Raw genomic sequence first — 23,189 nt, 5'->3', positions numbered from 1 at the left:
CCGGTTGCGCAGGGTGCGCGCGCCCCGTCCGGCCTCCGCGGCGCCGCCCGCCCCCCGGCGGGCGGCGCCGCGGACGAGGGCCCGCTACGCCGCCGGAAGCTCTCCGGTGCGGGCCACCCGGGCGTACCAGTGGGCACTGGACTTGGGCACCCGGGCCTGGGTCGGATAGTCGATGTAGACCGCGCCGAAGCGCTTGCTGTAGCCGTACGCCCATTCGAAGTTGTCCATCAGCGACCACAGGAAGTAGCCGCGCAGATCGGCGCCGTCCGCGATGGCCTGGTGGGCGGCGGCCAGATGGGCCTGGAGGTAGTCGATCCGCTGCGGGTCGTGGACCGCGCCCTCGGCGTCCGGCTTGTCGTCGAACGCCGCGCCGTTCTCGGTGATGTACAGCGGTACGCCCGGCGCCTCACGGCTGTAGCGCATCAGCAGGTCGTGCAGTCCGCTCGGGTCGATCGTCCAGCCCATCTCGGTGCGCTCGCCCGGGGTCTGGTGGAAGGAGACCCGCTCCGAGCCCGGCCAGGGGGAGTGGGAGCTGTCGCCGTGGCCGTCGTTGCGGGCGGCCGATTCCTCGTCGTCGGCGGCTGACACCAGGGACGGGGTGTAGTAGTTGATGCCCAGCGCGTCCAGGGGGTGCTTGATGACGGCCAGGTCGCCGTCGCGGACGAACGACCAGTCGGTGATCGAGGCGGTGTCCCGGATCAGATCGCTGGGGTACGCACCGCGCAGCAGCGGACCGCTGAAGACGCGGTTGGCCAGCGCGTCGATACGCCGCTGGGCGTCCAGGTCCTCCGGCTTGTCGGTGAGCGGCCGGACCACCGCCGGGTTGAGGCTGATGGCGACCTGGGCGCGGGCGGGCAGCGCGGCGCGCAGCGCCTGGGCGCCGAGGCCATGGGCGAGGTTCAGGTGGTGGGCGGCGCGCAGCGGGGCCAGCCGCTCGGTGCGGCCCGGGGCGTGCACCCCCGAGCCGTAGCCCAGGAAGGCGCTGCACCACGGCTCGTTGAGGGTGGTCCAGAACTCGACGCGGTCGCCGAGCGCCCCGGCCACGATGCCCGCGTACTCGGCGAACCGCTCGGCCGTCTCGCGTTCCGGCCAGCCGCCCGCGTTCTCCAGCTCCTGGGGGAGGTCCCAGTGGTAGAGGGTGAGCACCGGCTGGATGCCCGCGCCCAGCAGCTCGTCCACCAGCGCGCGGTAGAAGTCGAGCCCGCGCTGCACGGCCGGTCCCCGGCCGGTGGGCTGCACCCGCGACCAGGACACCGAGAAGCGGTACGCCCCCAGGTTCAGCTCCGACATCAGCCGGACGTCCTCGCGGAAGCGGTGGTAGTGGTCGACGGCCACATCGCCGGTGTCACCCGCGAGCACCTTGCCCGGGGTATGGCTGAAGGTGTCCCAGATGGACGGGGTGCGGCCGTCCTCCTGTGCGGCGCCCTCGACCTGGTAGGCGGCCGAGGCCGCGCCCCACAGGAATCCGGGCGGGAAGGAAAGAGTCATGGAAGCGCTCCCATTCGAGGTCGTGGTGGGGCGTGAGGGGAGGGGAGAGACGGCGGACGGGAAGGACGGAAAGGGGAGACGGACGGTCGCGGGTCGGGGGGAGGGGCGGTGGGCCGGGCGCGAGCCGCTAGCCCTTGACCGCCCCCTGCATGATGCCCCCCACGATCTGCTTGCCGAACAGGACGAAGGCGATCAGCAGCGGCAACGTGCCCAGCAGCGCACCCGCCATGATCACCGACTGGTCCGGGATGTACCCGCGGCCCAGCCCGTTCAGGGCGACCTGGACCGTCGGGTTGCCGGTCTGGGTGAGCGCGATGATCGGCCAGAAGAAGTCGTTCCACGCCTGGACGAAGGTGAGCATCCCCAGCACGGCCATGGCCGGGCGGGCCGCCGGGAAGACCACGTGCCAGATGATCCGCAGACTGCTCGCACCGTCCATCCGCGCCGCCTCGATCAGCTCCGTCGGCAGCGCCTGGCTGAGGTACTGCCGCATGAAGAACACCCCGAAGGCGGTCACCAGCGTCGGCAGGATGACGGCCTGCAACTGGTCGGTCCACTCCAGCTTGGCGACCACCATGTACAGCGGTACGACGCTCAGCTGGGGCGGCACCATCATCGTTCCGATGGTGAGCATCAGCAGCAGGTTCTTGAAGCGGAAGCGCAGCTTGGCGAAGGCGAAGCCCGCGATGGTCGAGAACAGCACGGTCCCGGCCGCGATGGTGCCGGCCACCACGGCCGTATTGAGCAGCGCGGCGCCCATGTTGGCGTCGTTCCACGCCGTGTCCAGGTTGCTGAAGAGGTTGCCGCCGAACCAGAAGGGCGGCGGCGTCTCGGCCAGCCGGGTGTTGGTGCGGGACGCCGCGATGGCGGTCCACACCAGCGGGAACAGCGAACCCACGGTGAAGACGATGAGCACCGTATAGGTGATCCAGCCGCCGTGCAGCTGCTTACCGGCCCGGTTGCGGCCCTTGCGGGCCGGGGGCGGCGCGGCGGGCGCGGGGGCCGCCGGGGGAGACGTGGCAGACACAGTGGTGGTCATGGTGGTCCTCGTCTCCCTCACTGGCTCTTCCGCAGCCGTCGCGACACCAGCCAGTTGACGGCGGCGATCAGCAGCAGGATCAGGAACATGGTCCAGGCGATGGCCGAGGCCCGGCCCAGGTGCAGATTCACCCAGCCCTGTTCGTACATGTAGAGCCCGAGCGTCTGGAACTGGTGGTCGGCCCCGCCGGTGGCGCCCGCGCTGCCGTTGAACAGCAGCGGCTCACCGAAGAGCTGGGTCGCCCCGATCGTGGACACCACGACGGTGAACAGGATGGTGGGGCGCAGCGAGGGGATCGTGACATGCACGAACTGCTGCCAGCGGGACGCCCCGTCCAGCGCCGCCGACTCGTACAGATCGCCCGGCACGGCCTGCATCGCGGCCAGGTAGATCAGCGCGTTGTAGCCGGTCCAGCGCCAGATCACGATCGTGGAGACCGCGAGCTGCGAGGTCCAGGTGCCGTTCTGCCAGTCGATCGGATCGATGCCGATCGCGTCCAGCGCCCAGTTGACCATTCCGTAGTCGCGGCCGAAGAGCAGCACGAACACCAGCGTCGCGGCCGCCACCGAGGTGGCGTACGGGGTGAGGATGGCGACCCGGAAGAACATCGAGCCGCGCAGCTTGTAGTTGAGCAGATGGGCCAGCCCCAGCGCCATGACCAGCTGCGGCACGGTCGAGATGACCCCGATGGTGAAGGTGTTCTGGAGGGCGTTCCAGAAGAACTCGTCGTCCCACAGCCGGGAGAAGTTGTGCATCCCGGCCCACTCCATATGGGTGGGGTCGGTCAGCTCCACCCGGTGCAGCGCGGCCCATCCCGTGTAGAGCAGCGGGAAGAGCCCGAAGGCGGCGAAGAAGAGGAAGAACGGGGCGATGAAGGCGTACGGGCTCCACCGGATGTCCCGGCGGTAGCGGCGGCTGAGCCGTTCGCGCCGCCGCTGTTCCCGGGGATCGAGGAGCGCCGTCTCGGCGGCGCGGCGCGGGGCCGCGCCCCCCTGCCCTGCGGGGGGCGCGGCGGTACCGGAAGTGGTCGGCATCCGGGTCACTGGTCCAACGCGTTGTCGATCGATTTGGTCGCGGCCTTCCAGCCCTCCTCAGGGGACTTGCCCTGCTGGTCGACCTGGAGCAGGCCGATGTCCGCGATGTTCGAGGCGATGATCTGGTCCTTCGGGCCGAGTACCTGGACCGGAATGCCCTTGGCGGCCTGGGTGAAGATCTGGCCGATCGGCGCGTTGTCGAAGTAGGGGTGCTTGGCGGTGGACACCTTGGGCAGGGAGTACGAGGCCACGGCGCTCGGCCAGCTGCCCCGCTTGGCGAACAGCTTGGCCTGCTGCTCGGGCGCGGTCAGCCAGGCGACGAGCTTGGCCGCCTCCTCCTTGTGCTTGCCCGCCTCCGGGACGCCGAGGAAGGATCCGCCCCAGTTGCCGGGCTTGGGGGCGGCGGCGACGTCCCACTGGTTCTTCGCCTTGTCCCCGGCCTTCTCCTGGATGTAGCCGAGCATCCACGGCGGACACGCGACGGTGGCGAACTTGCCGTTGGCGAACGCCTGGTCCCAGGTCTTCTGGAACTGCTGGAGCTTGGCGGTCAGATGCCCGGTGGCCGCCTTGGTGGCGATGTCCCAGGCGTCCTTCACGGCCGGGCTGTCCTTGTAGACGACCTTGCCGCTCTTGTCGTAGTAGCGCTCGGCGCTGCTGGAGATCACCGCGTTGTACACGCCGGAGGCCGCGTCGACGAAGGTGGTGTCGCCGGGCGCCTTCTTCATGTACTTCTCGCCGGCCTCCAGGTACTTGTTCCAGTCGCCGGACCACAGCTGGCCGACCTTCTCACGGTCGGTGGGCAGCCCCGCCTTCTCGAACAGGTCCTTGCGGTAACAGATCGCCATGGGGCCGATGTCGGTCCCGAGGCCGATCGTCTTGCCGTCCTTCGTGGTTCCCTGCTGCCATTTCCAGTCGAGCCAGTTCTCTTTCTTGACGCCCTCTGTCTTCGAAAGATCAACGAACTTGGCCGCCTGGGTCTGGCCGACCTCGGTGATATTGGCGATCTCGATGCCCTGGACATCGGCCAGACCACTGCCCGTGCTGAGGTGGTTCAGCAGCTGCGGGTAGTAGTTCTCATTGCGCTCGATGACCGTCTGCTCGATCTTGATGTCCGGGTGGAGCTTCATGTACTCGTCGTAAAGGCCGGCTTCCTCGAAGCCGAAGGTGCCGAAGAGGCCCATGGTGATGGTGGTCCCGCCACCGCCCCCGCCCCCGGACTTTCCGCTCTTGCTGTCGTCGCCGTCGTCGGCGCAGCCGCTGAGCAGCCCGGCTCCTAAAGCGGCGACGGCCGCGAGGACCACCGCTCTGCTGCGGTAACTACCAGTGCTCCTGCGCATTCCGTCCTCCTAGCGCCCCGCCCAACGGCTTCCGGCCGAAAAGCAGTGATACGTGGTTCTTTGCGATGCATCGAGCCGGGCGGGCATCGTGCGGGTTGTGTATGGCTCAGGTACTGTGGGAGCGCTCCCAGCTGTGATGTGTTGAAGGGTCGCCGCTCCCCGCTGGGGTGTCAAGGGAGCGCGCGAAACAACTTCCCGAAACCACACTGCTGTTGAATGTCCCCGCAGGCCGCCCATCGGGGGGTTGGAACTGCGGGTACGGACGGCTGGAGGCGCGATATGGCAGGAACGCGGCGGCATGGCGCGGGGCGGGGCGCGGGACGGGGAAGGCCGACCCTGGAGGAGGTCGCGGCCCGCGCCGGAGTCGGCCGCGGCACCGTCTCCCGGGTGATCAACGGTTCGCCCCGGGTCAGCGACCGCACCCGTACGGCCGTGGAGCAGGCCGTCGCGGAGCTCGGCTATGTGCCGAACCGGGTGGCCCGCGCGCTCGCCGCCAACCGTGCCGACGCCGTCGCCCTGGTCATCCCCGAGCCCGAGACCCGGCTGTTCGCCGAACCGTACTTCTCCGACATCATCCGCGGGGTCGGCGCCGAACTCGCCGACACCGACCTGCAACTGCTGCTGACCCTCATCCGCACCCCCAAGGAACGGCAGCGGCTCGCGGACTACCTCTCCGCGCACCGGGTCGACGGGGTGCTGCTGGTCTCCGTCCACGCGGACGATCCGCTTCCGGATCTGCTGGAGCAGATCGAGATGCCGGCGGTGCTCAGCGGCCGTCGTTCGGCGCATGAATCGGTCCCGTACGTCGACTCGGACAACACCGGCGGTGCCCAGTCCGCCGTGGAGCATCTCATCGGCCGCGGCCGCTCGAAGGTCGCCACCATCACCGGCCCGCTGGACATGTACGTCGCCCAGTGCCGGCTGGAAGGCTACAACGCCGCGGTCCGGGCGGCGGGCCGCGAAGTGGAAGCCGAACTGGTGGCGACCGCGGACTTCACCGAGGAGGGCGGCCGCCGGGCGATGCGCCAACTGCTCGACCAGCGCCCTGACCTGGACGGGGTCTTCGCCGCCTCGGACGTGATGGCCGCGGGCGCCCGGCAGGTGCTGCGCGAGAACGGGCGCCACGTCCCGGACGACGTGGCGCTGGTCGGCTTCGAGGACTCGGCCGTCGCCCGCCATATGGACCCTCCGCTCACCAGCGTCCGGCAGGCCACCGAGGAGATGGGCCGGGCGATGGTGCGGGTGCTGCTGGAGGAGATCGGGGAACCGTCGGACCGCACCTCCAAACGGCCCCAACTGGTCCTGCCCACCCAGCTGGTGCGCCGGGAGTCGTCCTGAGGTTCAGCCGTTCTGACCTGCGGTCGTCCTGAAGTTCAGCCGTCCTGACATGCAAAAGGCAGCAGGGCCGGTGGACGCGTCGCGTTCACCGGCCCTGCCTCAGGGGACGGGTCGTACGATTACAGCGCCGGGTAGGCGTTCTTCAGCAGCTCCTGGAACTGGGCCGAGAACCAGTGGCCCGACAACGGAGCGTTCGCCAGCGCACCCGACATGTTGTAGCCGTTGCGCGCGTTACCGGTGTACGTCGGGTCGCACATCCGGTCGAAGCCCTTGCCCTCGTCGTTCGGGATCTCGGAGCTCGCGCCGTCCGACTCGCCCGGGGGCTTCATCCAGACGTACGCGTCGATCCCGGACGCGGGTGCCGCCTTGGGCCGTTCGCCGAGCCCGGCTCCGGCCTGGTTGCACCAGTTGCCGATGTGGATCCGGCGGTCGTAGCGCCCGCCGTCGACGTAGGTGTCCACGCTGGTCTTCGCGCCGGGGCCGGACGGCCGGGCGCTGCCGCCCCAGCCGTTGCGGGAGGTGTCGATCAGCGCGCCGATGTTGCTCGGGAAGCCGACGTTGACCAGCTCCTGGCGGAACGCCTGGGCGTAGGAGAGCTCGTCGACGTAGCGGTTCCAGTCCACCCACTTCGACTGACGCACGGTCGTGCCGTTGACCGAGTCGTTGATGGTGAAGTTGTTCTCCTTCAGCGCGCTGTAGTTGGCCGTGTTGACGATGATCCCGGCCACCTTGTCGACCGTGCTGCCCTCGGCCGTCGCCGCCTGCTTGAGCAGCTGGGCGGTGGGGTTGAAGTTGTCGTCCCAGCCGATCCAGCCGTGGTGGCCGGCGTCGATGTAGTTGTAGACGTTGCCGATGGCGCCCAGCTTGTTCAGGGCGTAGCCGACGCCCTTCACGTAGTTGCCGTTCGCCTTCATCGTGTCGCACGCGGGGGTCGCGGTCGCCCGACCGCCCGTGTTGGTGACCAGGTTGGGCAGCGAGTCGATCTCGATCGTGGCCACGATCCGCAGATTGGAGTTGGCGTACTTCGACTCGGAGAGGATCGCCGCGATCGGGTCGATGAACTCGCTCTTGTACCGGTCGATCTCGGTCGGGCCCAGCTCGCCGTTGGACGCCAGCGCGGAGCAGTCACGGCCGGGCAGGTCGTAGACCACTAACTGGACGACGGTCGGACTGCCGCCCGACTGCTCCAGCGCCTCGTCGAGGTGGTCGCGCAGGCCCATCCCGCCGTTGACGCCGTCGATCGCGGCGATCCGGTCCAGCCAGACACCGGTCGGCTGGTTGGCGACCTTGCTGCCGCCGGGTTCGGCGGCGGCGTGCGCCGACCACTCGGGGTTGACGTAGCCCTTGGCGCCCACGTACGGGTTGTCGACCTTCGCGGCGGCCGCCCTGCCGCTGTCCCCCTGGGCGGACGCCACGCCGGTCAGCGCCCCCATGGTCAGCGCGGAGGCGGCGAGCAGGGTGCCCGCCATTCGGATTCTGCGGCTCATTGCATTCCCTTCAGGTGATCACGGAGTCCCACGCCGAAGTTGGTCGGCGTGCCGTTGTAATCGCTGATCAGAGACGGGCCCGAGGAACAGTCCCAGGTGTTCCAGGTCCACCCCAGATACGAGGCGCCCTTGGCGTCCAGCCAGGCCATGACCCGGTCGATATAGCCGTGGGAGCAGGTGTTCTCGCCGATCTCGCCCGCCACGAACGGGACCTGGGCGATGACCGGGGCCAGCTGCTGGTCGAAACAGCTCTCACTGGCGCAGGTGTTGAAGTTGTAGCCGTGCCAGGCGGCGGCCAGGTTGCCCGCCGGGTCGTTCGGCTTGTACGTCAGCCACTGGCGCAGATCGTTGGAGTAGGCCACCCCCGGGATCAGGACCAGGTTCTTGGCACCGGTGGCCCGTACCGCGTTCAGCAGGGTCTGCATCCCGGCGACCGGGAAGTCGATTCCGGGACAGCTCCCGCCGTCGCGCCAGCACTTCCACGCCGCCGTGAGGTCGGAGGTGGCGCGGTCCGGGAACGGCTCGTTGAACAGGTCGAAGACCACGGCCTGGTCGTTCCCGAAGGTCCGGGCGACCGAGGTCCAGAAGGCCGGGGTGTACTGCGCGTCCGGCATCGGCTTCTGGCAGGTGGCGTACTCGGTGTCGGGGCAGTGGTTGTCCCCTCCGGTGTACCTGCCGTGGGTCCAGTGGAGCTCGACGACGGGCGTGATGCCATGGGCCTCCAGCCGGGCGACGAGCGCCTTGACCGCCGCGATGTAGTTGGCCCCTCCATAGGCCGGGTTGATGTGGGAAAGGCCCAGCCAGCACTCCTCGTTGAGCGGGATCCGGACCGTGTTGACCTTCCAGTCCGCGATGGCCTTGACGGACGCGTCGTCCACCGGGCCGTCGAAGATGCCGCGCCCCTGGACGCACATGAACTCACCGCCGGAGCGGTTGACACCCAGCAGCCGCCGGGTGGCTCCCGTCTCGTCGACGAGCTTGTTGCCCGAGGCGCGCAGCTTCGGCGGTGCGGCCTCGGGGGCGAGCCGCTGCGACGGTGCGCCGGCCGGACCGGCCGCCGCCGGTGCGGCCGTCGTCGCCGGGGCGCTCGCCGCCGTGGCGGTGGCGGCCGGCACCAGGGCGGTGCCCGCCAAGGCCAGGGCCGCGGCGGCCGCCAAGGCGTAAAGGCGCGGTGGTGCTCGCATGGAGCGACTCCTTGAGGTCCACGCGCCGCTCGATGCGGCGCAGACTGCTGGAACCGCTCCCACTGGTTGAAGTGAAGGTAGCGCTCGGCGGGCGCATGTCAACAGATCCCGTTCACGAATTATCGGTCGAAGACGTTCGACGACCCGGTGTTGTTCAAAGACTTGACACCCTTTCAGGCGCGCACGAACCTTGGGAGCGCTCCCACTGGTTCGCACACTCGGTTTCTTCCCCACCACCCGCACGAACCGCGAGGAGGTCCCCCGATGCGCGCACAGCGTGGCTCGCCCTTGTCAGGGACGCGATTACGGATGAGACGGCTGATGACCGCCCTGGTCGCCGCCCTCTCGCTCCCCGTGGCCATGACCGCCGCCGGAGGCGCCCCGGCGCACGCCGCCGCGGTCCAGTGCGGGGTCGACTACAAGACCAATGACTGGGGCTCCGGCTTCACCGCCGAGCTCACCATCAGCAACCCCGGCGCCGACGCCATCGACGGCTGGACCCTGACCTACGCCTACGCCGGCAACCAGAAGCTGAGCAACGGCTGGAACGGCAACTGGTCACAGTCCGGCAAGACCGTCACCGTCACCAACGCCGCGCACAACACCAAGATCGCGGCCGGGGGCAATGTCACCACCGGCGCTCAGTTCAGCTACAGCGGCACCAACACCGCCCCCACCTCCTTCGCCGTCAACGGCGTGGCCTGCCGGGGCGCCCACCAGCCGCCCATCGCGGTGCTGAGCAGCCCGTCCCCCGGCGCCGTCTTCACCTCCGGCGGCACCGTCCCGATGACGGCCACGGCCGCGGCGGCCGACGGTGCGACGATCACCAAGGTCGAGTTCTACAGCGACACCAAGCTCCTCGGCACCGACACCACCTCCCCGTACGCCTTCGACTACACCGACGTCCCGGCCGGCGACTACTCGCTCTATGCCAAGGCGTACGACAGCCAGGGCGCCTCCGCCGAGTCCACCCCCGTTGGCATCCATGTGGCGGCCGGGCCCGCGCTGGTGGCCAGCCCCGGTCAGCTCGGGGTGCAGCAGGGCAAGACCGGGACGTTCGGGGTCAAGCTGTCCACCCAGCCGTCCGGGAACGTCACCGTCTCCGTCGCCCGTACCTCCGGCAACACCGGGCTGACGATCTCCTCGGGCGCCAGCCTCACCTTCACCCCCGCCAACTGGGACACCGCCCAGCAGGTGACCATCGCCGCCGCGAGCAGCGGCACCGGCGCCGCCACCTTCACCGCGACCGCCGCCGGCCACACCAAGGCCGAGGTCACCGTCACCCAGCTGGCCGCCGCCAAGGTGTACGACGCCCGCTTCCTGGACCTCTACAACAAGATCACCGCACCCTCGGCGGGCTACTTCTCGCCCGAGGGCGTTCCGTACCACTCGGTGGAGACCCTGATCGTCGAGGCCCCCGACCACGGCCATGAGACGACCTCCGAGGCGTACAGCTACCTGATCTGGCTCCAGGCGATGTACGGCAAGGTCAGCGGCGACTGGTCCAAGTTCAACAACGCGTGGGACATCATGGAGAAGTACATGATCCCCACCCACGCCGACCAGTCCACCAACAGCTTCTACAACGCGTCCAAACCGGCCACCTACGCGCCCGAGTGGGACCAGCCCTCCCAGTACCCCTCGCAGCTCAACGGCAATGTGGCGGTCGGGAACGACCCCATCGCCGCCGAGCTGAAGAGCGCGTACGGCACCGATGACATCTACGGCATGCACTGGATCCAGGACGTCGACAACGTCTACGGCTACGGCAACGCCCCCGGCAAGTGCGAGGCGGGGCCGAGCGACACCGGTCCGAGCTATGTCAACACCTTCCAGCGCGGTCCGCAGGAGTCGGTCTGGGAGACCGTGACCCAGCCCACCTGCGACAGCTTCAAGTACGGCGGCAAGAACGGCTATCTGGACCTGTTCACCGGCGACGCCGCGTACGCCAAGCAGTGGAAGTTCACCAACGCCCCCGACGCCGACGCCCGCGTCGTCCAGGCCGCCTACTGGGCCTCGGAGTGGGCCAAGGCGCAGGGCAAGGGCGGCCAGATCTCCGGCAACATCGCCAAGGCCGCCAAGATGGGCGACTACCTGCGCTACGCGATGTACGACAAGTACTTCAAGAAGGTCGGCAACTGCGTCGGGGAGACCACCTGCGCGGCCGGCAGCGGCAAGAACAGCTCCCACTACCTGCTGTCCTGGTACTACGCCTGGGGCGGCGCCACCGACACCTCCGCGGGCTGGTCCTGGCGCATCGGCTCCAGCCACGCCCACGGCGGCTACCAGAACCCGATGGCGGCCTGGGCCCTCAGCTCGTACGCCGACCTCAAGCCCAAGTCCGCGACGGGCGCGAGCGACTGGTCCACCAGCCTCAAGCGCCAGCTGGAGTTCTACCGCTGGCTCCAGTCCAGCGAGGGCGCCATCGCGGGCGGCGCCACCAACAGCTGGCAGGGCCGCTACGCCACGCCGCCGTCGGGCACGTCCACCTTCTACGGGATGTACTACGACGAGAAGCCGGTCTACCACGACCCGCCGTCCAACCAGTGGTTCGGCTTCCAGGCGTGGTCCATGGAGCGCGTCGCGGAGTACTACAACCGCACCGGAGACGCCTCCGCCAAGACGGTCCTGGACAAGTGGGTCAAGTGGGCGCTGTCCGAGACCACCGTCAACGCCGACGGCAGCTACCGGTTCCCGTCCACCCTCCAGTGGTCCGGCCAGCCCGACACCTGGAACGCCGCCAGCCCCGGCGCCAACGCGAGCCTGCACGTCACCGTCGCCGACTACACCAACGACGTCGGCGTGGCGGCCGCGTACGCCAAGACCCTGTCCTACTACGCCGCCAAGTCCGGCGACACCCAGGCCAGGGACACCGCGAAGGCGCTGCTGGACGGCATGTGGAACAACTACCAGGACGCCCTGGGCATCGCGGTCCCGGAGACCCGCGCCGACTACAACCGCTTCGACGACCCGGTCTACGTGCCCAGCGGCTGGACCGGGACCATGCCGAACGGTGACACGATCGACTCCGGCTCGACCTTCGCGTCGATCCGCTCCTTCTACGAGGACGACCCGGCCTGGTCGAAGGTCGAGGCGTATCTGAAGGGCGGCGCGGTCCCGAGCTTCACGTACCACCGGTTCTGGGCTCAGGCGGACATCGCGCTGGCGATGGGGTCGTACGCGGACCTCTTCGAATAGCCGGATCGTCTGAGCAGGCCGTCAGCCGGTCACCACCGCACCACGGCGGGGCTCCCGGACCGGGAGCCCCGCCGCTCTCGCTCTACGCCGAGGTCCGTTCCGTCGTCCCCGTGTCGGCCTCGGGCCGGGACACCCGTGTCCCGGCCCCGTACACCGCGCGCACATTGTCCTTCGGTTTGGGCCTGGTCCGGCCGCAGGGCCCCGCCGCGAAGGCGCGCAGCAGGTTCTCCGTGGTGCGGGTGACGAAGGACCCGGTGCGCGCGTCCATCCCGTGGTTGCGCCCGTTCTCCCGGGTCCCGGCCATCAGGGCCTCCACCCAGCGCATCGTGCCCGAGGCGAAGACCCCCGCCCCGCTCGCCACGGTGTAGTACGCGGAGTCGGAGTGGCTGTGCCGCCCCCGGCAGACCACGGGGGAGTGGGCGATGATCCGCAGCGGTGCCGGGGTGGGTTCGCCCGGGGTGACCCGGTCGTACTCCACGCCCACCAGGTGGTCGAAGGAGTCGCCGTCGTCCACCCCGGTCCCGGCGAACAGCCAGTGGCCGCTGTCCAGGACCACGTACGGGGCGTCCGTCGGATAGCCCTCGTAGAGGACGCCGGTCAGCGAGGACTCGGGATCGGGCGCGGGGGCCTGGCGGAAGTCGGCGGTCACCAGGTCGCGGTGGGACACCAGATACGGATCGTCACGGTAGGCGGTCTTGTAGCAGATCGCGGTGCGCGCGGGCGCACCACCGGGGCCGGGGGCCAGCCGGATGCGGCGGAAGCAGGTGTTGGCGCCGAGGAAGGCCAGGTTGGTCCCGTCGTCCCGGGCCCGGGTCACGTACTGCCGCTGCTGAGGGGTCCAGTACTCGTCGTGGCCGAGCGATATGACGGCCGAGGCGCCCCGCAGCACGGCCGGGTCCAGATGGACGTCCACCCCCGTGGTGTACGCGAGCGGCAGGCCCAGCCGTTCGGCGAGGACCACCAGGGCCCGCTCGTAGACCAGGAACTTCTCCGCCCCGCTGCCCGCGTACGGCCGGTCGAAGCTGACGGCCAGCGAACGCGTCCCGTAGGCACCGTCCTGGCCCTGGTAGAGGCTGAAGCCGCCCCAGGTGTTGTACGCCTGCCAGGTGGCCGGTGCGTGCATCAGCACCGTCCGGCCCCGCGCCCGCCGTGAGCGCACGATCAGCGGCACATAGCGCTGATGGCGGTTCGAGGCGTCCAGTCGCAGCAGATACGCGCCCTCCGGCCAGTTCCGGGTGCGGACGCGGAGCGAGCGGTCCCAGTCGGCCCGCACCGTGCGGGTGGCGTCGAGGAACAGCGGCACGCCCTGCTTCCGGCCGGCCACCCGGCCCGACCGCCACACCAGCCGTGCCTGCGCCCCGCCGTACCAGCCGATCCGGTAGGCCGATACGCGGAAGGCGGGGGCCGTGGTCGACACGTACAGCCCGAACTCCTCACCAGGCAGGACGCTCACCCGGTCGGCGTAGCCCTCGATGGCATCGGGCGGCCCCGTCGAGCGGATGCGCCAGTCGGCATTGCCCGGCCGGGCCCGCTCCGCCTCCTCCGCGCGGCGCGCGGCGTCGCCGCGACGGGACGGGCGGGCGCGGTGGCCGCCGTTCCGTTCGGCCGAGGAGTCGCAGCCCGTCGCGGCCATCCCGGCGGCCCCGGCACCCGCCGCGGCGGCGGCTCCGAGGAAGCCCCGGCGGCCCAGCCCGCCGGCTATGCGGCCATGTTCTCCGTCCACCGTGCCATCGTGGGCCGCACCGTGGACGCGGGCGAGCCGGGTGGTCCGACGGAGTGTCCCCGGCCGTCCGGGGCGCCTGTCCGGGGCGTCCGGGGCGCCTGTCCGGGGTGTCCGGGGCGTCCGGGCCGTCCGTCCGGCGCCCCTCCGAGCCGCCCGCCCGGCGGGTCTGAGGCCCGCCCGGCGGGTCTGAGGTGCGGCGCGGGGGCGTGGGGCGCAACCTGGGACATATGACCGAATCCCAGGCCCCGCGCATCCACCGGCCTCCGATCGTGGTGCTCGGCGTCCAGCCGAACGACCCCCCGTTCCGGCTGGTCGAGATCGCCGGTGAGCTGGCGGGCAAGGCGCACTCGGTGCTGGACGTCATCGAGATCGCCCGCGAGGTCGGCCTGGACGACGTGGACCTGGACGACCCGGACGTGGTCCGGTGGGTGGGCGGCGACAAGTTCACCTGGACCACGTTCTGGCCGCGGCGCCGTTCCGCGCGGTGACGCCGCGGCCGGGCTCAGCCGCTGTCCGCCGGCCGGACGCGCAGCATATTGAGCACGGTGAGCCGGAGCACCGTCTCCTGGCGCTGGTTGGTCATCTCGACCCGGCTGCGCAGAATCCCGCGGTCGGGCTTGGACCGCGACGGCCGGGCCTCCAGGACGGTCACGCGCAGCCGGAGCGTGTCCCCCGGCCGGACCGGGGCGGTCCAGCGCAGCTCGTCCACGCCCGGACCGCCCAGGCTCGCGGCGGGGGAGAGGTAGTGGTCGGCGTACAGCCGCATCATCAGCGCCGTGGTGTGCCAACCGCTCGCGATGAGGCCGCCGAACGGGCCGTCGGCCGCCGCCTCGGGGTCGACGTGGAAGAACTGCGGATCGAATCGCGTCGCGAACTCGACGATCTCCTCCTCCGTGACCGTGACCGAGCCGCAGTCGTGGCTTTCTCCGGGCCGGTAGTCCTCCAGGTAACGGTCGCAACGGACCGTCGGCGCATCAGAGTTCATACCCCGCACCCTGTCACAGCCGCACGGAGCGGGCTGGTGTCAACTCCGGGTTGACGCTCCCCGGAGTGTCAACCTATGGTTGACACATGACGAATCCAGTCGGACTCACCCATTCCGTGCGCCTCGACGATCTGATCGAGGCCATCAAGAAGGTTCACACCGACGCCCTCGAGCAGCTCTCCGACGCAGTGATCGCCGCCGAGCACCTCGGCGAGGTGGCCGACCACCTCATCGGTCACTTCGTGGACCAGGCCCGCCGCTCCGGCGCCTCCTGGACCGACATCGGCAAGAGCATGGGGGTGACGCGGCAGGCGGCCCAGAAGCGCTTCGTCCCCAAAGCGCCCGGCGAGTCGTCGGACCTCGACCCCGGCCAGGGCTTCAGCCGCTACACCCCGCGGGCCAAGAACGTCGTGATGGCGGCGACGAACGAGGCCCGCGCCGCCGTCAACGCCGAGGTCCGCCCCGAGCACCTGGTCCTGGGCCTCCTCCACGAGCCGGACGGCCTCGCCGCGAAGGCGATCCTCGCCCAGGGCGTCCCGCTGGCCACCGTCCGCCAGGCGGCCACCGAGGCGCTGCCCCCGGCCGCCGAGGAGGTGCCGGAGCTCATTCCGTACGACGCGGGCGCCCGCAAGGTGCTGGAGCTCACCTTCCGCGAGGCCCTGCGGCTGGGCCACAACTACATCGGCACCGAGCACATCCTCCTCGCCCTCCTCGAACACGAGGGCGGCTCGGGCCTGCTGAGCGGCCTCGGTATCGACAAGGCCGCCGCCGCGGAGAACATCGCCCAGGTGCTGGCCCGGATCGCCGCGGCCATCGAGAACGAGAGCAAGAACGAGAACGGGAGCGGGAGCGGGAAGGAGGCGTGACCGGCCGGCCCCGGGACCCGGCGGCTCAGGCCATCGCGTCGGTGCCGCCGCCCGGGAGCCGGAACAGCGGCGATGTGCCGGTCAGGGTGAGGACTCGCCTGACGAAGCGACTCGCGGAGCGGACGGTGACCGTCTTGCCGTGCGCGAGCGCCTCTCGGCGCAGCCTCAGCAGCGCGTTGAGGGCCGAGCAGTCCCAGAACCGCACCGCGTCGAGGTCCAGGTCGACACCGTCGGCGGACGTGCGCAGGGCCTCGCGCACGGCGGCGGTCAGGGCGGGGGCGGTCTCGTAGTCCACCTCGCCCCGGACCACGACGACCTTCCGGGGCCCCTCCGAGTAGCTGTCGGTGAGGAGGGTGGACGGGTACGGCGGCGTCGAGTCGGCCGATGTGCCGGGTGCCGCGTCGTTCATGGGCCTGTGCGGCGGGTGGTGTCCCGAGTCGGGCATGATGGCCTCTCGTGCGTGCACCTGTCTGTCTCCCCTCGGGGTCGCCGCGCCGGTGTCACACGATCTGTTTTACACGAAATGTAATTCATGTTTCTAGGTGCGTTCGTCGTCTCGGCAATATCATGCAGCCATGAGAGGAGTTGCTGAGTCGCACACCGGATGGACATTCCTGACCAACCACGCCCGCGTCCTGGCCGCGATCGCCGATGACCCGAACGTGCGTATCCGCGACATCGCCGCGCACTGTCGACTGACGGAGCGTGCCGTCCAGAAGATCATCGCTGACCTGGAGCAGGACGGATATCTGTCCCACACCCGTGAGGGGCGCACCAACACGTACCGCATCGAGCCGGGGAAGGTCCTGCGCCACCCGGCCGAAGCCGGGCTCCCCGTGGCCTCGCTCCTCTCCCTGCTCCTCAAGGACGAGGTCCAGCGCACCGAGCGCGCCGACGAGCCCGCACCGCGACTATCCTGATACCCCCCTGACGTCAGAGGCAGGAGTCACGGTGCGCATCGGAGAACTCGCCGCTCGCACGGGTGTCAGCGTGCGAGCGCTGCGCTACTACGAGGAGCAGGAGCTGCTCGCCTCGGAGCGCAGCCCCAGCGGCCAGCGTCACTACCCCGACACCGCGGTCGAGCGCGTGCTGTTCATCCAGCACCTCTACGCCGCGGGCCTGTCGAGCAAGGTCCTCCGCGAACTCCTCCCCTGTACCCACACCGGTATCGCCACCCCCGACATCCTCGCCCGCCTGGCCGCCGAACGCGACCGCATCAACGCCCAGATGGCCGACCTGGCCATGACCCGCGACCGCCTCGAGGCCGTCATCGAGGCGGCGCACGGCACGGTCGACGGCGGGGTGTGCATCCCGCAATCCGCTGCTTGACCGGGCGGGCCGGTTCTACGCTCACCACATGGCCTTAACACTCGCCCTGAACTATCCCGCCGCGATACCCGCGGGACACAAGATCGAGGTCACCGAGTTCGCCGACACACGGCCGGAGAAGAAGCGGTACAAGCCCCCGACGTGGGCCGACCCGTGCCAGTACCCAGTCGTTCTCGATCTGGACACCGGCATCCGGTACATGAACCACGTGCACGCGAGCCGCGGGGGCAACGGTGGCCTCCTGCTCCGCCCGTATCCGCTGGTCCCCCGCGGCGACCTCCAGGTGAGCCGGGTCTATCAGGCGGTGGTCACGGCCTGTGCCCTCGTGATGGTGGAGGGCTATGACAACCAGCACACCACCCTTCTGGTGGAGCCGGTGGAGCCGGTGGAGTAGCCCCGGCAGCGGCGACTAGCCGATCTTCCACTGACCGGTCTCGTCGGCGAAGCCGCTGTTCATCGTGAACTGGAGGGTGGCGATCTTCGATGCCTCGGGTACCTCGAGGACGACCCAGCCGAGTGCCTTGTCACCCGCCGGGAGCTTGAGGTCGGAGGTCATCTGCGGGCCGGCCGTGATGTCGGCGAACGTGGCGTCGAACCGCTGACCGTCGGTGTCCACGGCCTGGAGACCGTTGGACGGGCTGTCGCTGTACGTGGCGGTGCCGGTGTTGGTGAGCTGGACCTGAACCGCGACCCAGCGCTTGCCGGCCCCGGGCGTGGTGAACTCATCCGCGCTCTTGGCGGGGTCCAGCCACTTCTTCATGGTGACGTCGAGCTGTTCGCCGTCCTCTTGGCCCGAGAGCGTGATGGTGTCGCCGACGCGGGCGTCCGCGGGCTGCTCGGATGCGTCTGCGGCGGCGTCCTTGGCGTCCTCGGTGCCCGCGGTCTCGTCGGCGGAGGCGGCTTGTGAGGAGGACTCGGTCTTGGGGTTGGTGCTGATGCCGCTGCCCTTGTCGTCCTCGCTGCCGCATGCGGCGAGAGACAGGCAGAGGACGGCGGTGGCAATGACGGCGACGGCGCGGGCGCGCATGGTTCCCCCCTGGGTGTGCACGGATGTGGCGTGTGGGGGGATGAGCACTGTATCGGTTTTTATGAGGTATGGGGGACACGGAACGGCAGGCCGCCGAGGATCTCGGGTTGGGCTTGCGTTCTCGCCGTGCGGCACGTCGATGATCACTTGGCGCTGATCGCTCGCGCGCTCCGAGTCGAGATCGTTTCTCTGTTCAGTCAGGCGCCGTCAGGGTCGGCGACTACCGGCGCGTACGCGTTACGCGCGAGGAGGCTCTGGGCGGCCCCGTCCGCGCGCCACGGGGCGACACGCGAACGGGGCCGATGGGAAGACGTCAGCGCATCGGGCACGGGATCGTCGGGCGGACGCGGTTCGTGCTGCACGCGACGACCTGGACCGAGGCGAAGCCGGTACCGCGCAGGTACCAGCCGCCGACGACATCCCCGCCCCAGCCGAGCCGGTCATCCGCGGCCGCGAACCACTCGGCTTGCCGGGAGGAGTCCTTGTCGTGGTCGGTCAGGAAGGACGGGCTTAAGTCGCTGACCTGGTCTCTGTACCAGGCAGAGGCTTTGTCCGGGGCGTCGAAGGTGGCTTTGATCATTCTGGCTGGGCGGAGCAGCCAGTGTGGTACCTCCAGCGGGGGTACGTCGCTCGCCATGAAGGCCGGCGAGGCGGCCGCGATCTGCTTCCACTCCTGGGGCGAGATGTCCTGCACGACGAGGTGAGGTGGCCGTCGGGCCGACTCGCCGTCGTATGTGCGGCGGTCTCCGGTCCAGCGGTAGCAGTGCCAGTGAGCGGGCGGGGGCGGAGCGGTCATCCGGGGTACCTCCTGCGTGGTGGGAGCGGCCCGCCCCGGCCGGGGGGCGAATCGTCCGAGGGGGCCGCCGCTTACCTATGGCGCCGGGCGCTGGCTACCTCGCGTACTGGCGGCCGTCGTCCGAGTCGCCGGGCGTCTGGCCGCCTGGGGTCGGGGCGTCCGTGTCCGGCATCGTGTCGCTGTCCTCGGGGTCCTGGCGGACGACGACATGCTGTAATCGCATTGGGCCTCCTGAGTTCACTCGCGCAGGGGTGTCCCCGCGCGATTGCGCGGTGCTCGTCCCGGCCACTGGCCTGCAAGCGGGAGGTCGAGGCGAGCTGTGTTGGACGGGACTCCGGCCCGGCGGTGCAGACCGGTCCGGAGCCCCGTCCGCCCTGCCTTGTCGGCGGCCGTGCCTGGCTGTATCGACCGGCAGGGGTTCTTTGGGGGCGGGCCGCTGGCGCCGCTGCTCTGGCGGGGCCCAGAGCCCAGCGACCCACCCGGTCTATGTGGCTGGATCGCCCGCTACACAGAGCCAGACCGCGAGCGTCAGCAGCGCGGGGATCGCGCTGAGCAGCAGGCCCATCCGGGCGGCGCGGAAGGCGAACAGTGCAGCCCGCTCAGTGGGGGGCTGTCGGCGGTGCCTCATCCGGCACCTCCTGACCGGGCCCGACGCGCAGCCTCCTCGTAGGCGGCCAGCAGGTGCTCTCCGGTCTCGCACCTGGTGCCGGGCGTCCGGCAGGCTGGGCAGCCTGCGGCGTGCTCCAGGGCTGCGCGCCACTCGGTCTCGGCGGCCGGGCCCAGCAGACTCGCGGTCATGCCGCCACCTCCTTGAGGAGAGGATCGGACGCCGGGTCCTCGGCCAGCAGTTGGAACCGCCGGCGTGCTGCGTCCAGCAGAGCGGCGCTGGCCTCGGGATCCTTGGCGGCTTGGAGCCCGGCCGCGAGGCGGTCGCGCGCCGCCTGGCCGTCCGTTCCGCTGGCGTAGACCGCGCTCCACGTCTCCTCGGCGAACACCTCCTGCCCGTGGAGGTGGAAGCGGTACAGGCTGCCCGGGGGCGGGATGACTCCGGCTTGCAGGGGCACCACCAAGATCCGGGTACCGCTGGCCCCCAGCCGCTGCAGGTAGGTCATCTGCGCTGCCATGGCCAGCGGGTTCCCGAGCGTCCGCAGGAGCATCGCTCCGTCGAGGAGCACGGTGACGTCCTGCGTCTGGTTGTCGGGGAGCACGGTGTGCGCCGGGACCCGCGGGGGTTGGGCCGACGAGGTCAGCAGGGTCAGGTGGTCGACGGGGTATCCGGTGGTCTGCACGATGCGGGGCATGGTGACCGAGGCGTAGACGCAGATTTCGGACGCGTGGTGTTCGCAGGCGCGCAGTCGGTCCATCCAGCCCTCGGCGTCATCGCGGATGGGGCCTGGGAAGCGTGTGGGGTCTGTCGTCTGCCGGCCTGTCCAGCGCATTGCGCCGGTGATGGTGTCCATGTCGGTGACGCCGTAGAGCCTGGTCAGGGTGGATACGTCCTGCCATCGCTGTGCTGCCTGGCCGGTTTCCATCCGGTTGATCTTGGATGGTGAGCTGCGGATGGCTTCGGCGGCGGCGGTGGGCGTGAGGCCCTTGGCGAGCCGTAGGGACCGCAGGTATGCGCCCAGGACCAGGGGCGCGGGTCCACGATCAGGGGTGGTCACGTCGTCTGTCATCGGGTCCTGCCCTGTTCGAGGGCGCGGCGCCTGGCGGCGGCCTCGGCGACCGGGTCACGCTGGTAGGTAGGGGCGTGGGACGGGCAGGAGTAGGTGGTGCGTCCGGCGCCGCTGACGCTGTGATGGACTTCTACGATGACCGGCTCGTCGGTGGGCAGCTGGCATCGGTAGCACAGCTGCCGGCCGTTCGGCCTCGGGCCGAGAACGTCGTAAACGGCCTGGCCCAGGGCGGGGGCCAGGCGATGGGTGTCGGTCAGGTACCGGTCCGGGCCGAGCGGGATCCGCCAGTACGTCCGGTGCTCAGGCCCCCAGGACGCGGGCGGTACGCCGAGGAGGGTGCTTTCGTCGGCGAGTTCGGTGAGGACGCGGACCTGTCGCATGCACCAGCTGCGGGCGGTGCCGACTCCGATCAGCCAGTACGCCTTGCCGTGGGTGTCGTCTTGGATGACGGCGCCCGAGTCCCGCCCGAGCAGCTCCAGGGCGCGGTCGGCGACAGGAGTGGGCGCGGAGATGGCGTCCCACCATTTGCCCACGGGTAACGCCTCGACGTCCACGGTGTTCGGTGGTGTCCACGGCAGGACTTGGGGATTCGTCGGCACGGTAGCCCCCGGGCGTCATCGGTGATCAGGTGATAACCGACCGTAAGAGCGCCGGGGGCGGAGAAGGGGCAGAGATTCTGCCCCTCGAACACCGGGTCAGGCAGCCAATACGCCGATCTTCACCGCCAGCTCGGCAGCACGACGGCGATGCGTAGGAGACTTTGACTCCGTCTCTTCCAAGATGATGCGGCGCGCGTAGCCGTTGTATCGGATCGTCTCCGGAGCTGCCTCGTACGCCTTGTCCAGCGTCGCCAGCGCGGTCTCCGACTGCCCATCCAATTGGTAGCCGCGCGCCTCCTCGATCCGGTGCCGAGCCCGCCGCGGCCGCGAACGGATCGTCTTCGCGTCCGCCTTCGCGGCCTGCCGCACGGACTCCCCACCCGCGTGCAGCTCGACGGCGACCGTGACCGCGTGCGCACCAATGATGGCTTGAGAGAACGACGTCATGGGGTGGTAGTAGTCGGCAGGCAGCCGCTTGGCCATCTTGCGGGCGGTGTCCCAGTAGCCCCACGCGGTTCCCGTATCTCCACGGCGAGCGGCGGTGTATCCGGCTTCGAACTGCAGGGCGCCAGCGATGGCGCGGACATCGTCCGGCGCGTCCGGCAGCAGTGGTGTGAGGTAACGCAGCGTCTCCAACGTGACAGCGTCGGCCGCATCGAAGTGGGCCGGGCCGCTGTCACGGTGGGCCTGAGCGGTGAGCCACGCAGCTACGCCGATGGCGTGTGGGTCCTCGCTCTCCTGGGCCGCGACCATGCCGCGCTCGGCGACGCGCCAGAGGAGGGCGGAGTCGGGCTGGTAGGCGATGAAGAACTGGCTGAGGCTGTAGACCTCGGCGAGCACCGCCTGGGCTGCTCGCCGTTCGGGGGCACGGTCGGCCTGGCGTACAGCGAGCTGTGCGTCCCGGATGAGGTCTGGCAGGAGGCCGCCGATCACTTCACGATGGTTGGGCGCGGAGTGGCGGGCGGACCAGGCACTTTCGAGGCGGGCACTCAGGTGTGCGGCTGATGGTGCTTCGCGGTCGGTAGCGAAGGGGAACGAGTCGATTGCCGCTCGCACGGCGGGCAGCTTGGCGTGACCAGGGCCGATGAAGAGGGCAACGGGAAGCGTCTGGTCACCGGTGAGTTCGGTGAGGTCGCGGACGCGTAGCACCTCGGCGATGCGCAAGATCATGGGGAGTCCGGGTGTGTGGAGAGTGCCGTTCTCCACCTGCTTCACCCAGCTCGGGGACTTGCCGAGGAGACCGGCGAGGACGGTACGGCTCATGCCTCGGCGTGTGCGGAGGACTTGCATCCGCTGGCCGAAGACCAGCGGATGGTCCAATGGGTCCGGGGTAGCATCAGATGGCATGGCCTTGCCCCTCTCTGTCCAGCTCGTCACTGCCAGGGTATGAGGCAGGGCCGTTGTCGTGTGAGACGGTTCACTCCGAGGCATGACGAAAGCCTCCTTGCCCGGCCCTCAAACCAGACGAGGCGGCGCTCCGTTGAACGCCGCGTACTGGGCTGCCTGTTGATCCGACAGGAACTCGACCACCACCAGACCTTCCGGAGATCGACAAAACGCGCATCCGGATCCCAGCTCGGCGCCTGTAGCGGTAGCGATCCGGGCGGGTCTGCCCATCCCGGCCATCGGCCCCGTCCCGGCCGTCCGCGCCCGGCGGCCCCGTGCGGGGCCCCAGCCGGACCAGGCTCACCCTGCGGCTCCTGCGGCTCCTGCCGCCCCGGGGCCCCTGCCGACCCGGGGCCCCGTCCTTCCCGTCCGCACTCGGCCGGCCGGACGGCCCCGACGGGCCAGGGCTGCCCCTCGTCCCAGGCGCGCCATCACGGCCTGGCCACCCTGCTCACCCCGTGGCCCCGGGATCGGCACCGGCACCTCAGCCCTCGAGGGCAAGTCCTGGAGCGTGACCTGCCACCGCGGAGTGCGCGGTCGGGCCGGCTCCCCATCTCGTCCAGAGCACCGTCTTGGCCGCCTCGCGGGCCTGCTCCAGCTGCTCGGCGAGGTGGACGTTCCTGAGGGCTGGGGCCCCCACGGCCCCGGTCTTTTGAGACGAAGAAGGGCCTGACCTGCTTTCGCAGGTCAGGCCCTT

At 70.0% G+C, this 23,189-nt stretch carries 24 protein-coding genes; 7 read left to right on the top strand and 17 right to left on the bottom strand.

Annotated elements, in window-relative coordinates; genetic code table 11:
* Positions 1-84: 84 nt before the first annotated feature.
* The 4 genes from N6H00_RS15080 to N6H00_RS15065 form a co-directional block, all read right to left on the bottom strand.
* On the bottom strand, positions 85-1,488 hold the full coding sequence (locus N6H00_RS15080; protein WP_268972201.1) for a GH1 family beta-glucosidase: 1,404 nt from the start codon (positions 1,486-1,488) through the stop codon (positions 85-87).
* A 127-nt stretch (positions 1,489-1,615) separates the two neighbouring features.
* Complete coding sequence (locus N6H00_RS15075) at positions 1,616-2,527, bottom strand: carbohydrate ABC transporter permease (protein WP_268972200.1); 912 nt, start codon at positions 2,525-2,527, stop codon at positions 1,616-1,618.
* Positions 2,528-2,544: 17 nt separating this feature from the next.
* Positions 2,545-3,561, bottom strand: coding sequence for a carbohydrate ABC transporter permease (locus tag N6H00_RS15070; protein WP_268972199.1), 1,017 nt, complete (start codon positions 3,559-3,561; stop codon positions 2,545-2,547).
* A 5-nt stretch (positions 3,562-3,566) separates the two neighbouring features.
* A complete protein-coding gene (locus N6H00_RS15065; RefSeq protein WP_268972198.1) occupies positions 3,567-4,898 on the bottom strand; it encodes an ABC transporter substrate-binding protein in 1,332 nt (443 codons plus the stop codon).
* Positions 4,899-5,177: 279 nt separating this feature from the next.
* On the opposite strand from N6H00_RS15065, the gene N6H00_RS15060 reads away from it, so the two are divergent.
* Entirely contained in the window at positions 5,178-6,236 is a 1,059-nt protein-coding gene (locus tag N6H00_RS15060) for a LacI family DNA-binding transcriptional regulator (protein ID WP_268972197.1), read from the top strand.
* Between the two features lie 119 nt (positions 6,237-6,355).
* On the opposite strand, the gene N6H00_RS15055 is transcribed toward N6H00_RS15060, so the two are convergent.
* Both N6H00_RS15055 and N6H00_RS15050 read right to left on the bottom strand, forming a co-directional pair.
* Positions 6,356-7,723, bottom strand: a complete 1,368-nt coding sequence (locus tag N6H00_RS15055; protein WP_443072956.1) for a glycoside hydrolase family 6 protein — start codon at positions 7,721-7,723, stop codon at positions 6,356-6,358.
* A complete protein-coding gene (locus tag N6H00_RS15050; protein ID WP_268972196.1) occupies positions 7,720-8,907 on the bottom strand; it encodes a glycoside hydrolase family 5 protein in 1,188 nt (395 codons plus the stop codon). Before N6H00_RS15050 ends, N6H00_RS15055 begins: the two co-directional genes overlap by 4 nt.
* A gap of 309 nt (positions 8,908-9,216) precedes the next feature.
* On the opposite strand from N6H00_RS15050, the gene N6H00_RS15045 reads away from it, so the two are divergent.
* A complete protein-coding gene (locus N6H00_RS15045; RefSeq protein WP_443073216.1) occupies positions 9,217-12,105 on the top strand; it encodes a glycoside hydrolase family 48 protein in 2,889 nt (962 codons plus the stop codon).
* Between the two features lie 82 nt (positions 12,106-12,187).
* Here N6H00_RS15045 and N6H00_RS15040 read toward each other — a convergent pair whose 3' ends face one another.
* Positions 12,188-13,738, bottom strand: a complete 1,551-nt coding sequence (locus tag N6H00_RS15040; RefSeq protein WP_268976973.1) for a N,N-dimethylformamidase beta subunit family domain-containing protein — start codon at positions 13,736-13,738, stop codon at positions 12,188-12,190.
* A gap of 317 nt (positions 13,739-14,055) precedes the next feature.
* On the opposite strand from N6H00_RS15040, the gene N6H00_RS15035 reads away from it, so the two are divergent.
* Positions 14,056-14,316, top strand: coding sequence for a hypothetical protein (locus N6H00_RS15035; RefSeq protein WP_268972194.1), 261 nt, complete (start codon positions 14,056-14,058; stop codon positions 14,314-14,316).
* A 14-nt stretch (positions 14,317-14,330) separates the two neighbouring features.
* On the opposite strand, the gene N6H00_RS15030 is transcribed toward N6H00_RS15035, so the two are convergent.
* The gene (locus N6H00_RS15030) at positions 14,331-14,813 is read right to left on the bottom strand and encodes a MaoC family dehydratase (protein WP_268972193.1); all 483 of its coding nucleotides are present in this window, start codon (positions 14,811-14,813) and stop codon (positions 14,331-14,333) included.
* A gap of 86 nt (positions 14,814-14,899) precedes the next feature.
* On the opposite strand from N6H00_RS15030, the gene N6H00_RS15025 reads away from it, so the two are divergent.
* Positions 14,900-15,679: a Clp protease N-terminal domain-containing protein gene (locus N6H00_RS15025; protein ID WP_268972192.1), complete on the top strand. Its 780-nt coding sequence runs from the start codon at positions 14,900-14,902 to the stop codon at positions 15,677-15,679.
* A gap of 25 nt (positions 15,680-15,704) precedes the next feature.
* Here the strand turns inward: N6H00_RS15025 and N6H00_RS15020 are convergent, their stop codons facing one another.
* The gene (locus tag N6H00_RS15020; protein ID WP_268972191.1) at positions 15,705-16,145 is read right to left on the bottom strand and encodes an STAS domain-containing protein; all 441 of its coding nucleotides are present in this window, start codon (positions 16,143-16,145) and stop codon (positions 15,705-15,707) included.
* Between the two features lie 109 nt (positions 16,146-16,254).
* Here N6H00_RS15020 and N6H00_RS15015 point away from each other — a divergent pair, with 109 nt between their 5' ends.
* Genes N6H00_RS15015 through N6H00_RS15005 form a run of 3 tightly spaced genes read left to right on the top strand, consistent with a single transcriptional unit; the run spans position 16,255 to position 17,402 of the window.
* Entirely contained in the window at positions 16,255-16,599 is a 345-nt protein-coding gene (locus N6H00_RS15015) for a helix-turn-helix transcriptional regulator (RefSeq protein ID WP_268972190.1), read from the top strand.
* A gap of 31 nt (positions 16,600-16,630) precedes the next feature.
* On the top strand, positions 16,631-17,008 hold the full coding sequence (locus N6H00_RS15010; protein WP_268972189.1) for a MerR family transcriptional regulator: 378 nt from the start codon (positions 16,631-16,633) through the stop codon (positions 17,006-17,008).
* A 28-nt stretch (positions 17,009-17,036) separates the two neighbouring features.
* A complete protein-coding gene (locus tag N6H00_RS15005) occupies positions 17,037-17,402 on the top strand; it encodes a hypothetical protein (RefSeq protein ID WP_268972188.1) in 366 nt (121 codons plus the stop codon).
* Positions 17,403-17,417: 15 nt separating this feature from the next.
* On the opposite strand, the gene N6H00_RS15000 is transcribed toward N6H00_RS15005, so the two are convergent.
* The 8 genes from N6H00_RS15000 to N6H00_RS14965 form a co-directional block, all read right to left on the bottom strand.
* Positions 17,418-18,035: a DUF4352 domain-containing protein gene (locus tag N6H00_RS15000; RefSeq protein WP_268972186.1), complete on the bottom strand. Its 618-nt coding sequence runs from the start codon at positions 18,033-18,035 to the stop codon at positions 17,418-17,420.
* A 313-nt stretch (positions 18,036-18,348) separates the two neighbouring features.
* On the bottom strand, positions 18,349-18,831 hold the full coding sequence (locus N6H00_RS14995) for a hypothetical protein (RefSeq protein ID WP_268972185.1): 483 nt from the start codon (positions 18,829-18,831) through the stop codon (positions 18,349-18,351).
* A gap of 94 nt (positions 18,832-18,925) precedes the next feature.
* A complete protein-coding gene (locus tag N6H00_RS14990) occupies positions 18,926-19,054 on the bottom strand; it encodes a hypothetical protein (protein WP_268972184.1) in 129 nt (42 codons plus the stop codon).
* A gap of 261 nt (positions 19,055-19,315) precedes the next feature.
* Positions 19,316-19,459: a hypothetical protein gene (locus N6H00_RS14985; protein ID WP_268972182.1), complete on the bottom strand. Its 144-nt coding sequence runs from the start codon at positions 19,457-19,459 to the stop codon at positions 19,316-19,318.
* The gene (locus N6H00_RS14980) at positions 19,456-19,629 is read right to left on the bottom strand and encodes a hypothetical protein (RefSeq protein WP_268972180.1); all 174 of its coding nucleotides are present in this window, start codon (positions 19,627-19,629) and stop codon (positions 19,456-19,458) included. The genes N6H00_RS14985 and N6H00_RS14980 overlap by 4 nt, the downstream gene beginning before the upstream one ends.
* Entirely contained in the window at positions 19,626-20,507 is an 882-nt protein-coding gene (locus tag N6H00_RS14975; RefSeq protein ID WP_268972179.1) for a Scr1 family TA system antitoxin-like transcriptional regulator, read from the bottom strand. Before N6H00_RS14975 ends, N6H00_RS14980 begins: the two co-directional genes overlap by 4 nt.
* On the bottom strand, positions 20,504-21,106 hold the full coding sequence (locus N6H00_RS14970) for a hypothetical protein (protein WP_268972178.1): 603 nt from the start codon (positions 21,104-21,106) through the stop codon (positions 20,504-20,506). Before N6H00_RS14970 ends, N6H00_RS14975 begins: the two co-directional genes overlap by 4 nt.
* Before the next feature lie 96 nt (positions 21,107-21,202).
* Complete coding sequence (locus N6H00_RS14965) at positions 21,203-22,453, bottom strand: helix-turn-helix domain-containing protein (protein ID WP_268972177.1); 1,251 nt, start codon at positions 22,451-22,453, stop codon at positions 21,203-21,205.
* Between the last annotated feature and the right edge of the window lie 736 nt (positions 22,454-23,189).

Source organism: Streptomyces sp. S465 (assembly GCF_026898115.1).
GTDB classification, from domain to species: Bacteria; Actinomycetota; Actinomycetes; order Streptomycetales; family Streptomycetaceae; genus Streptomyces; species Streptomyces luomodiensis.
Note: the sequence above shows the minus strand (reverse complement) of the source record. Positions and strands in the feature narration are given on the sequence as shown.

Bases quoted from the DNA above. Each gene is read 5' to 3' on its own strand.
- N6H00_RS14990 (WP_268972184.1), bottom strand. From the start codon at position 19,054: ATGCGATTACAGCATGTCGTCGTCCGCCAGGACCCCGAGGACAGCGAC.
- N6H00_RS14995 (WP_268972185.1), bottom strand. From the start codon at position 18,831: ATGACCGCTCCGCCCCCGCCCGCTCACTGGCACTGCTACCGCTGGACC.
- N6H00_RS15025 (WP_268972192.1), top strand. From the start codon at position 14,900: ATGACGAATCCAGTCGGACTCACCCATTCCGTGCGCCTCGACGATCTG.
- N6H00_RS15050 (WP_268972196.1), bottom strand. From the start codon at position 8,907: ATGCGAGCACCACCGCGCCTTTACGCCTTGGCGGCCGCCGCGGCCCTG.
- N6H00_RS15030 (WP_268972193.1), bottom strand. From the start codon at position 14,813: ATGAACTCTGATGCGCCGACGGTCCGTTGCGACCGTTACCTGGAGGAC.
- N6H00_RS15015 (WP_268972190.1), top strand. From the start codon at position 16,255: ATGAGAGGAGTTGCTGAGTCGCACACCGGATGGACATTCCTGACCAAC.
- N6H00_RS15065 (WP_268972198.1), bottom strand. From the start codon at position 4,898: ATGCGCAGGAGCACTGGTAGTTACCGCAGCAGAGCGGTGGTCCTCGCG.
- N6H00_RS15075 (WP_268972200.1), bottom strand. From the start codon at position 2,527: ATGACCACCACTGTGTCTGCCACGTCTCCCCCGGCGGCCCCCGCGCCC.
- N6H00_RS15045 (WP_443073216.1), top strand. From the start codon at position 9,217: ATGAGACGGCTGATGACCGCCCTGGTCGCCGCCCTCTCGCTCCCCGTG.
- N6H00_RS14985 (WP_268972182.1), bottom strand. From the start codon at position 19,459: ATGAGGCACCGCCGACAGCCCCCCACTGAGCGGGCTGCACTGTTCGCC.
- N6H00_RS15040 (WP_268976973.1), bottom strand. From the start codon at position 13,738: ATGGCCGCGACGGGCTGCGACTCCTCGGCCGAACGGAACGGCGGCCAC.
- N6H00_RS14965 (WP_268972177.1), bottom strand. From the start codon at position 22,453: ATGCCATCTGATGCTACCCCGGACCCATTGGACCATCCGCTGGTCTTC.
- N6H00_RS15080 (WP_268972201.1), bottom strand. From the start codon at position 1,488: ATGACTCTTTCCTTCCCGCCCGGATTCCTGTGGGGCGCGGCCTCGGCC.
- N6H00_RS15035 (WP_268972194.1), top strand. From the start codon at position 14,056: ATGACCGAATCCCAGGCCCCGCGCATCCACCGGCCTCCGATCGTGGTG.
- N6H00_RS15000 (WP_268972186.1), bottom strand. From the start codon at position 18,035: ATGCGCGCCCGCGCCGTCGCCGTCATTGCCACCGCCGTCCTCTGCCTG.
- N6H00_RS15060 (WP_268972197.1), top strand. From the start codon at position 5,178: ATGGCAGGAACGCGGCGGCATGGCGCGGGGCGGGGCGCGGGACGGGGA.
- N6H00_RS15055 (WP_443072956.1), bottom strand. From the start codon at position 7,723: ATGAGCCGCAGAATCCGAATGGCGGGCACCCTGCTCGCCGCCTCCGCG.
- N6H00_RS15070 (WP_268972199.1), bottom strand. From the start codon at position 3,561: ATGCCGACCACTTCCGGTACCGCCGCGCCCCCCGCAGGGCAGGGGGGC.
- N6H00_RS14980 (WP_268972180.1), bottom strand. From the start codon at position 19,629: ATGACCGCGAGTCTGCTGGGCCCGGCCGCCGAGACCGAGTGGCGCGCA.
- N6H00_RS14975 (WP_268972179.1), bottom strand. From the start codon at position 20,507: ATGACAGACGACGTGACCACCCCTGATCGTGGACCCGCGCCCCTGGTC.
- N6H00_RS15005 (WP_268972188.1), top strand. From the start codon at position 17,037: ATGGCCTTAACACTCGCCCTGAACTATCCCGCCGCGATACCCGCGGGA.